This window comes from Xanthobacter autotrophicus (genome assembly GCF_029991245.1).
GTDB classification, from domain to species: domain Bacteria; phylum Pseudomonadota; class Alphaproteobacteria; order Rhizobiales; family Xanthobacteraceae; genus Xanthobacter; species Xanthobacter autotrophicus_C.
Genome location: NZ_JAIVFO010000179.1, coordinates 1 through 7,861 on the forward strand (window position 1 = coordinate 1; position 7,861 = coordinate 7,861).

Consider the following 7,861-nt stretch of genomic DNA (forward strand, 5'->3'; position numbering starts at 1 on the left):
CTCCCTGCCCTCCCCCGCGCCGAAGCCGGATGTTTCTGGCTTCGGCTCTTGAGAACCGAACTCGGCAAAAGCCGCGTTCGGGCGGGAGAGGGTTCACGCCTGCACCCGGTCGCGATGGCAGGGCTTCAAGACAACAGGCATCGGGCCTGAGAGCTTCCAGCCGCGACGCCAGCCGTCCCGCTCTCCCCAGCCTCTCCCCCTTTTGCCGCGCTTCCGTCCCGCGCGGTGGGCGTGCTATCGGGGGCGCAGCGGATGGCATCGCTATCCCGCGAGGCCTTTCCCCCTGCCGTGAGCATCATGCCGGGTTCCCAGCGCGCCAGCCGATCCGTTGTCGTGGATCTCATCGCCGTGCTCGCGGCGGTGACCGCCGGCGCGCCGCGGGTGATGACGGTGGCCAAAGGCAGCGCCCTGCCTTCCGGCCCGTTCGAACTGGCCCACCGCTCGCTCCAGCAGGGCCTGCGCGACTGGGTGGAGCAGCAGACCCACCATCCGCTCGGCTATGTGGAGCAGCTCTACACCTTCGCCGACAAGGACCGCGCCGATGCGGACACCGCGCCGCGCACCATCTCCATCTCCTACCTGGGCCTCACCCGGGAGCACGATGCGGCCGAGGCCGGCTGGCACAGCTGGTATGAATACTTCCCCTGGGAGGACCACCGCGCCGGCCCGCCGCCGGTGATCGCCAAGGTGCTCGCGCCCGCCCTTGCCGCCTGGGCGGAGGCTGCGCCCACCGCCGGCATGCGCAGCGAGCGGCGGCTGCGGGCGGCGGCCACCTTCGCCCTCGACGGCGCGCGCTGGAACGAGGAACTGACCCTCCAGCGCTACGAGATGCTGTACGAGGCCGGCATCGTGGCCGAGCGCCTGCGCCGCGAAGGCCACAGCGAGGAAGGCGGCGCCGGCCGGCCCATGATCGCCGACCACCGGCGCATTCTCGCCACCGGGATCGCCCGGCTTCGGGCCAAGATCAAGTATCGCCCGGTGGTGTTCGAGCTGATGCCGCCCACCTTTACCTTGCTGCAGCTGCAACGCTGCGTAGAGGCCATTGCCGGGCGCACCCTGCACAAGCAGAATTTTCGCCGGCTCATGGAACAACAGGAACTGGTGGAGGAAACCGGCGGCACCACCTCCGAAAGCCTTGGGCGGCCAGCAAAACTCTTCCGCTTCCGCCATGCGGTGGTGGAGGAGCGGGCGCTGGCCGGAACGAAATTGCCCCTCGCGCCCACTTGACAGTGCTTATGCTCAGTATAAGCATATGCCAGACATATGCTCAAACTGAGTATAGACAATGGTCGCACTCGCCCAGCCTGCCCTCGCCGAAACCCGCCTTTCCGAGACCGCCCTCTCGGAGGCGTTCGCCCGCACCGCACAGCTCTATGAGCGCGTCCGGCGGGTGGTGCCGCCCGCCGACTGGGCCTTCTTCGCGCAGGATGCCGAAGCCATCCTGCGCCTGAAGCGCGAGCGCAACGCGGTGATCCTGGCGCACAATTACCAGACGCCGGAAATCTTCCACTGCGTCGCCGACATCGTGGGCGACAGCCTGGCACTGGCCCGCGAGGCCATGCGGGTGGATGCGGACGTGATCGTGCTCGCCGGCGTCTACTTCATGGCCGAGACGGCAAAGCTCCTGAACCCCGGCAAGACGGTGCTGATCCCGGACCAGGGCGCCGGCTGCTCGCTGGCCGATTCCATCACGGCGGAGGACGTGCGCCTCATGCGGCAGGCCTATCCCGGCCTGCCGGTCATCGCCTATGTGAACACGTCGGCCGCCGTGAAGGCGGAAGTGGACGTGTGCTGCACCTCGGGCAATGCGGCGCGCATCGTGAAAAGCTTCGGCGTGCCCAAGGTGATCATGCTGCCGGACCAGTATCTGGCCAAGAACGTGGCCGCCGAGACCGGCGTCGAGATCATCTCCTGGGCCGGCCAGTGCGAGGTGCACGAGCGCTTCACCGCGCAGGACGTGCGCGAGCTGCGCATCGCCAATCCCGGCGTCACCGTGCTGGTGCACCCGGAATGCCCGCCGGAGGTGGTGGCGGAAGCCGATTTCGCCGGCTCCACCGCCGCCATGAGCGATTATGTGGGGCAGAAGCGCCCGCCCCGCGTGGTGCTGCTCACCGAATGCTCCATGAGCGACAATGTCGCCGTGAACTATCCGGACATCGACTTCGTGCGGCCCTGCAATCTCTGCCCGCACATGAAGAAGATCACCCTTTCCAACATCCGCAAGGCGCTGGAAGGCAATTTGCACGAAGTGACCATCGCGGCGGACGTGGCGGACCGCGCCCGCGCCTCGGTGGAGCGGATGCTGGCGCTGTGACCGGCTTCGAGCGGCTGGAGGGCCGCCCCGTCATTGTCGGCGGCGGCATCGCCGGGCTTGCCGCCGCCCTCTTCCTCGCGCCCGAGCCGGTGGTGCTGGTGACCCGCGCGCCGCTGGGCGCGGACGGCTCCAGCCCGCTGGCCCAGGGCGGCATGGCCGCCAGCGTCGGCACGGACGATGATGCCGACCTCCACCTCGCCGACACGCTGATGGCCGGCGACGGCCTGTGCGACCCGGAGGTCGCCCGCCGCATCCTCGCCGATGGCCCCGCCGCCGTGGCCGAGCTGGAACGCCTCGGCGTCGCCTTCGACCGGGCCGCCGACGGCAGCCTCGCCCTCGGCCTTGAGGCCGCCCACAGCCGGCGCCGCATCGTCCATGCGGATGGCGACGCCACCGGCCGCGCGCTGGTGCAGGCCCTCACCCTTGCCGCCCGCGCCTGCCCGTCCATCACCGTGGTGGAGGCGGAAGCCCGGCGCATCCTCATGGAGGACGGCGCGGTGGCCGGCCTGCTGGTGGCCGGCCGCGATGGCGGCGCCGTGCTGCGCACCCGCCGCCTCATCCTGGCGACAGGGGGCGTGGGCGCCCTGTTCGAGCACACCACCAATCCCGCCTCGTCCTTCGGCGTGGGCCTGGCGCTCGCCGCCGACGCGGGCGCGGAGCTGGCGGACCTCGAATTCGTGCAGTTCCACCCCACGGCGCTCGCCACCTCTGCCCGCCCGCTCTCCCTCATCAGCGAGGCGGTGCGCGGCGAAGGCGCCCTCATCGTCGACCGCGCCGGCCGCCGCGTGCTGGAAGCCGTGCCGGGCGCGGAACTCGCCCCCCGCGACGTGGTGGCCCGCGCCGTGTGGCGGGAACTGGTGGCCGGCCGCGAGGTGTTCCTCGATGCCCGCGCCAGCCTCGGCGCGCGCTTTGCCACCCGCTTTCCCTCGGTCGCCGCCGGATGCCGCGCGGCAGGCATCGACCCGGCCACCGACCTCGTGCCCATCCGCCCGGCGGCCCACTACCACATGGGCGGCATCGCGGTGGATGCGGACGGCCGCAGCAGCGTTCCCGGCCTGTGGGCGGCGGGCGAGGTGGCGGCCACCGGCCTCCACGGCGCCAACCGGCTCGCCAGCAATTCGCTTTTGGAGGCGGTGGTCTGCGGCCGCGCGGCCGCCCTGAGCGTGGCGGCAACCCCGGCCCGCGCCCCCGCCCGGCTCATGGCCGCGCATTTGCCGGCGGCGCCGGACCCCACCTCCGTGCGCCCCATCGTCTCGCGCCATCTGGGCGTCACCCGCGACGGCTCGGGCCTTGCCTCCGCCATCGCCCGCCTGCTGCCGCTGGCGGAGGGGACGGGACCGGCCGCCGCCCCCGCCCGGGTGGGGCTCATGATGGCGGTGTCGGCGCTGGCCCGTGAAGAAAGCCGGGGCGCCCATGCGCGCACGGATTTCCCAGCCCCCGCCGCCGTGGCCCGGCGCTCCCGCACCAGCCTTGAGCGCACCTTTGCCGAGGCCCGCCGCCACGCCGCACCGGCCCTCGCCCTCGCCTCTTCCAGCTGACGGACCGCATCATGCCTCTCGACCCGCTCCCCGAGCTGATGGTGGAGCCCATCGTGCGCGCCGCGCTGCTGGAGGATCTCGGCCGGGCCGGCGACATCACCACCGACGCGGTGGTGCCCCACGGCCATGAGAGCCGCCTCGTTCTGGCCGCGCGCCAGCCCGGCGTGGTGGCAGGGCTCGATTGTGCCCGCCTCGCCTTCCGCCTGCTGGATGGCGCCGTGCGCTTCACCCCGCGCGTCACGGATGGCACCCAAGTGGCACCGGGCACGGTGCTGGCGGAGGTGGAAGGCTCCTCCCGCGCGCTGCTCACCGGCGAGCGGACGGGGCTGAACCTCGCCTGCCGCCTCTCCGGCATCGCCACCGCCACGGCGGGGCTGGTTGCCGCCATCGCCGGGCACAAGGCGCAGATCGTCTGCACCCGCAAGACCACGCCGGGCCTGCGATCGCTGGAGAAATACGCGGTGCGGGCCGGCGGCGGCGCCAACCACCGCTTTGGCCTCGATGACGCGGTGCTCATCAAGGACAACCATGTTGCCATCGCCGGCTCGGTGCGCGAGGCGGTGAGCCGGGTGCGCGCGCGGGCCGGGCACATGGTGAAGGTGGAAGTGGAGGTGGACACCCTCGCCCAGCTCGAAGAACTGCTCACCATCGGCGCCGATGCGGTGCTGCTCGACAACATGACGCCGCAGACGCTCACGGAAGCCGTGCGCATGGTGGGCGGGCGCATGCTCACCGAGGCCTCGGGCCGGGTGAACCGCGACACTGCGCCGGCCATCGCGGCGGCGGGCGTGGATCTCATCTCCGTGGGCTGGCTGACCCACAGCGCCCCCATCCTCGACATCGGCCTCGACTGGGTGGGGTGAGAAGCGTTGCTCCCCTCTCCCCTCGTGGGAGAGGGGTTGGGGGTGAGGGGCCGCCGCAGGCGCTTCCTGCCCCTCTGCTGGAGCCGTTGATCGCCTGCTGCGCAGGAGTCTTTGCGCTGGGCCCCGGCTCTCCTTCCACTGCGCTTCGCTGCGTTGCAGTCGGCCGGGACACGGGACGCGCCAAACGAAAACGGCCGGGCGAGAGCCCGGCCGTTCCGTATCAACAGGCTGAGAAAACCCTCACGCCGTACCCTCAGGCCGCCTTGGGCCAGTGCCGCACGTCCACGAAGCGGCCGGCGATGGCCGCCGCCGCCGCCATCGCCGGCGACACCAGGTGGGTGCGGCCCTTGAAGCCCTGCCGGCCCTCGAAATTGCGGTTCGAGGTGGAGGCGCAGCGCTCTTCCGGGGCGAGGCGGTCAGCATTCATGGCAAGGCACATGGAGCAGCCCGGCTCGCGCCACTCGAAGCCGGCGGCGAGGAAGATCTTGTCGAGGCCTTCCGCCTCCGCCTGCTCCTTCACGAGGCCCGAGCCCGGCACCACCATGGCGTTCACGTTCGCATTCACCGTGTGGCCGGCGACGATGGCGGCGGCCTGCCGCAGATCCTCGATGCGGCCGTTGGTGCACGAGCCGATGAACACGCGATCCAGCGTGATATCGGTGATCTTGGTGCCCGCGGAGAGGCCCATATAGGCCAGCGCACGGATCTTGGCGGCGCGCTTGCCCTCGTCGGTGATGAGGGCCGGGTCGGGCACCAGGCCTTCCACCGAGATCACATCCTCGGGGCTGGTGCCCCAGGAGACGATGGGCGGCAGGTTGGCGCCGTCGAGCTGGATCTCGGCGTCGAAATGGGCGCCCGCGTCCGTGCGCAGGGTCTGCCAGAAGCGCAGGGCGGCGTCCCAGTCAGCGCCCTTGGGCGACTTGGGGCGGTCCTTGAGGTAGGCGAAGGCCTTCTCGTCGGGGGCCACCAGGCCGGCGCGGGCGCCGCCCTCGATGGACATGTTGCACACCGTCATCCGCCCTTCCATGGAGAGGGAGGTGATGGCATCGCCCGCATATTCGATCACGTAGCCGGTGCCACCGGCGGTGCCGATGCTGCCGATGATGGCGAGCACCACGTCCTTGGCGCCGACGCCCTCGGGCAGCGGCCCGGAGACGGTGACGCGCATGTTCTTCGCCTTCTTCTGGATCAGCGTCTGGGTGGCGAGCACATGCTCCACCTCCGACGTGCCGATGCCATGGGCCAGCGCGCCGAAGGCGCCGTGGGTGGAGGTATGGCTGTCGCCGCAGACGATGGTGGTGCCGGGCAGGGTGAAGCCCTGCTCGGGGCCCACCACATGGACCACGCCCTGGCGCTTGTCGAAGCCGTCATAATATTCGACGCCGAACTCGCGGGTATTCTCCGCCAGAGCGGCGATCTGCGCCACGCTCTCCGGATCGGGGTTCGGCAGGGTGCGGTCGGTGGTGGGAACGTTGTGGTCCACCACCGCCAGCGTCTTGTGCGGCGCGCGCACGGTGCGCCCGGTCATGCGCAGGCCCTCGAAGGCCTGGGGGCTGGTCACCTCGTGGACCAGGTGGCGGTCGATATAGAGGAGGCAGGTGCCATCCTCCTGCCGCGCCACCACATGGTCGTCGAAGATCTTGTCGTAGAGGGTGCGGGGGCCGTTCGCGGGTGCGGTGTTCGCGGTCATGGCTGCGTCTTGCGTCCTGTCCTGAGGAGAGGCCGGCGCGCACGATGGGCGGCCGGGCCGGTATCTGGAATGCGGGCTGTCTCGACTGCGAGACGAAAAGGCGCGTCAGCCGCGAAGCTGGGCCGAGGCCGCCGTGGTGAAGCGGCCGAAGAAGCGGCCCGGCAGGCGGACATGATCCGGCACCGCCGCAAACTCCATGGTCGTGCGCGCGAACGGGCCGGCGGCGCAGAGGGCCACCCGGCTCAGGATCGAAAGAGGCGCACAGGCATGATGCATGGGCGGTTTGTAGCAGTTCCATCGCCCCGCGACAATCCGGCGCGCGAGACTGTGAAAACGTCTTCGGCCGGCTTTTTCCCTTGCCCGCCCGCTCCCGGGACGCGAGGAAGAAGGCGCCCGGAACCAGCCCAGCACGGGGACCCGCGTGAGCTTCCTGAAGACCTTCGAACTGTGGTCGTTCCTTGATTCCGTGGCGAGCCTGTTCGCCGCCTTCGTGCTCGGCACGCTGATCGGCGCGGAGCGCCAGTATCGCCAGCGCACCGCCGGCCTGCGCACCAACGTGCTGGTGGCCGTGGGCGCCGCCGCCTTCGTGGACCTCGCCGCCCGCATCGCCGGCAACCAGGAGGCCATGCGCGTGGTGGCCAACGTGGTCACCGGCGTCGGCTTCCTCGGCGCCGGCGTCATCATGAAGGAAGGGCTCAACGTGCGCGGCCTCAACACCGCGGCGACCCTGTGGTGCTCGGCGGCGGTGGGCTGCTTCACCGGGGCGGACATGCTGGCGGAGGCCATGCTGCTCACCTTCATCATCATCGCCGGCAACACTTTGCTGCGCCCGGTGGCCAATTTCATCGACCGCATCCCGCTGGACGAGCGCCATTCGGAAGTGAGCTACGAGGTGCGCCTGACGGTGGAGACCGGCGCCATCCCCGACCTGCGCGAAAAGCTCATCGAGCTGCTGGAGCAGGCGAAATATCCGGTGAGCGACGTGGACGAGGGCCCGGCCGGCGACGACACCTCCCTGCTGGTGGCCAAGCTCATGAGCACGGCGGTGGAGCCGGCCGAGCTGGACGCGGTTACCGACCGCCTCGCCGCCCTGCCCGGCGTGCGCCACGCCACCTGGGAGAGCACCACGGAGGAGTGAGGCGTCCCGTGCTCCGGCCAAGTGAAGGCATGCGGGCAACAGCCCGCATGGGCGCGGAGCGCCCTCACACCCCCGACAAATGATGCAGAACGATGCCGCTGGTGGTGGCCACGTTCAGGCTGTCGAAACCGGCCGCCATGGGAATGGCGACGGTGCGCGTCATGGCCATCACCGCGTCCGGCAGACCCGGCCCCTCGGTGCCGAACAGCGCCGCCACGCGGAGCGGCCGCGAAAGCCGCGACAAGGGCTCGCGCCCGGCGGGCGACAGCGCCACCACCTCGAAGCCGCGCGCCTTCAGCAGGTCCACCGCCGCCGCCC

At 70.9% G+C, this 7,861-nt stretch carries 8 protein-coding genes; 5 read left to right on the plus strand and 3 right to left on the minus strand.

The annotated features are described in order from the left end of the window. The first annotated feature begins 297 nt into the window (after nucleotides 1-297). From K9U41_RS20535 to nadC, 4 genes are read left to right on the plus strand one after another with little or no spacing between them, the layout of a single operon-like run. The gene (locus tag K9U41_RS20535) at nucleotides 298-1,227 is read left to right on the plus strand and encodes an NUDIX hydrolase (protein ID WP_282642710.1); all 930 of its coding nucleotides are present in this window, start codon (nucleotides 298-300) and stop codon (nucleotides 1,225-1,227) included. 58 nt (nucleotides 1,228-1,285) lie between these two features. Beyond that, the gene (nadA, locus tag K9U41_RS20540; RefSeq protein WP_282642711.1) at nucleotides 1,286-2,314 is read left to right on the plus strand and encodes a quinolinate synthase NadA; all 1,029 of its coding nucleotides are present in this window, start codon (nucleotides 1,286-1,288) and stop codon (nucleotides 2,312-2,314) included. Beyond that, on the plus strand, nucleotides 2,311-3,852 hold the full coding sequence (locus K9U41_RS20545; RefSeq protein WP_282642712.1) for an L-aspartate oxidase: 1,542 nt from the start codon (nucleotides 2,311-2,313) through the stop codon (nucleotides 3,850-3,852). Before nadA ends, K9U41_RS20545 begins: the two co-directional genes overlap by 4 nt. Nucleotides 3,853-3,863: 11 nt before the next feature. Beyond that, nucleotides 3,864-4,715, plus strand: a complete 852-nt coding sequence (gene nadC, locus K9U41_RS20550; RefSeq protein WP_282642713.1) for a carboxylating nicotinate-nucleotide diphosphorylase — start codon at nucleotides 3,864-3,866, stop codon at nucleotides 4,713-4,715. A gap of 253 nt (nucleotides 4,716-4,968) precedes the next feature. Here nadC and leuC read toward each other — a convergent pair whose 3' ends face one another. Both leuC and K9U41_RS20560 read right to left on the minus strand, forming a co-directional pair. Continuing rightward, the gene (leuC, locus tag K9U41_RS20555; protein WP_282642714.1) at nucleotides 4,969-6,405 is read right to left on the minus strand and encodes a 3-isopropylmalate dehydratase large subunit; all 1,437 of its coding nucleotides are present in this window, start codon (nucleotides 6,403-6,405) and stop codon (nucleotides 4,969-4,971) included. Nucleotides 6,406-6,510: 105 nt separating this feature from the next. Next, nucleotides 6,511-6,681, minus strand: coding sequence for a hypothetical protein (locus K9U41_RS20560; protein ID WP_157048055.1), 171 nt, complete (start codon nucleotides 6,679-6,681; stop codon nucleotides 6,511-6,513). A 145-nt stretch (nucleotides 6,682-6,826) separates the two neighbouring features. On the opposite strand from K9U41_RS20560, the gene K9U41_RS20565 reads away from it, so the two are divergent. Then, nucleotides 6,827-7,543 (plus strand): MgtC/SapB family protein, encoded by a 717-nt coding sequence (locus tag K9U41_RS20565; RefSeq protein ID WP_282642715.1) that lies wholly within the window; start codon nucleotides 6,827-6,829, stop codon nucleotides 7,541-7,543. A 64-nt stretch (nucleotides 7,544-7,607) separates the two neighbouring features. On the opposite strand, the gene K9U41_RS20570 is transcribed toward K9U41_RS20565, so the two are convergent. Continuing rightward, a partial coding sequence (locus K9U41_RS20570; RefSeq protein ID WP_282642716.1) for a TrmH family RNA methyltransferase occupies nucleotides 7,608-7,861 on the minus strand: 254 nt, incomplete at its 5' end.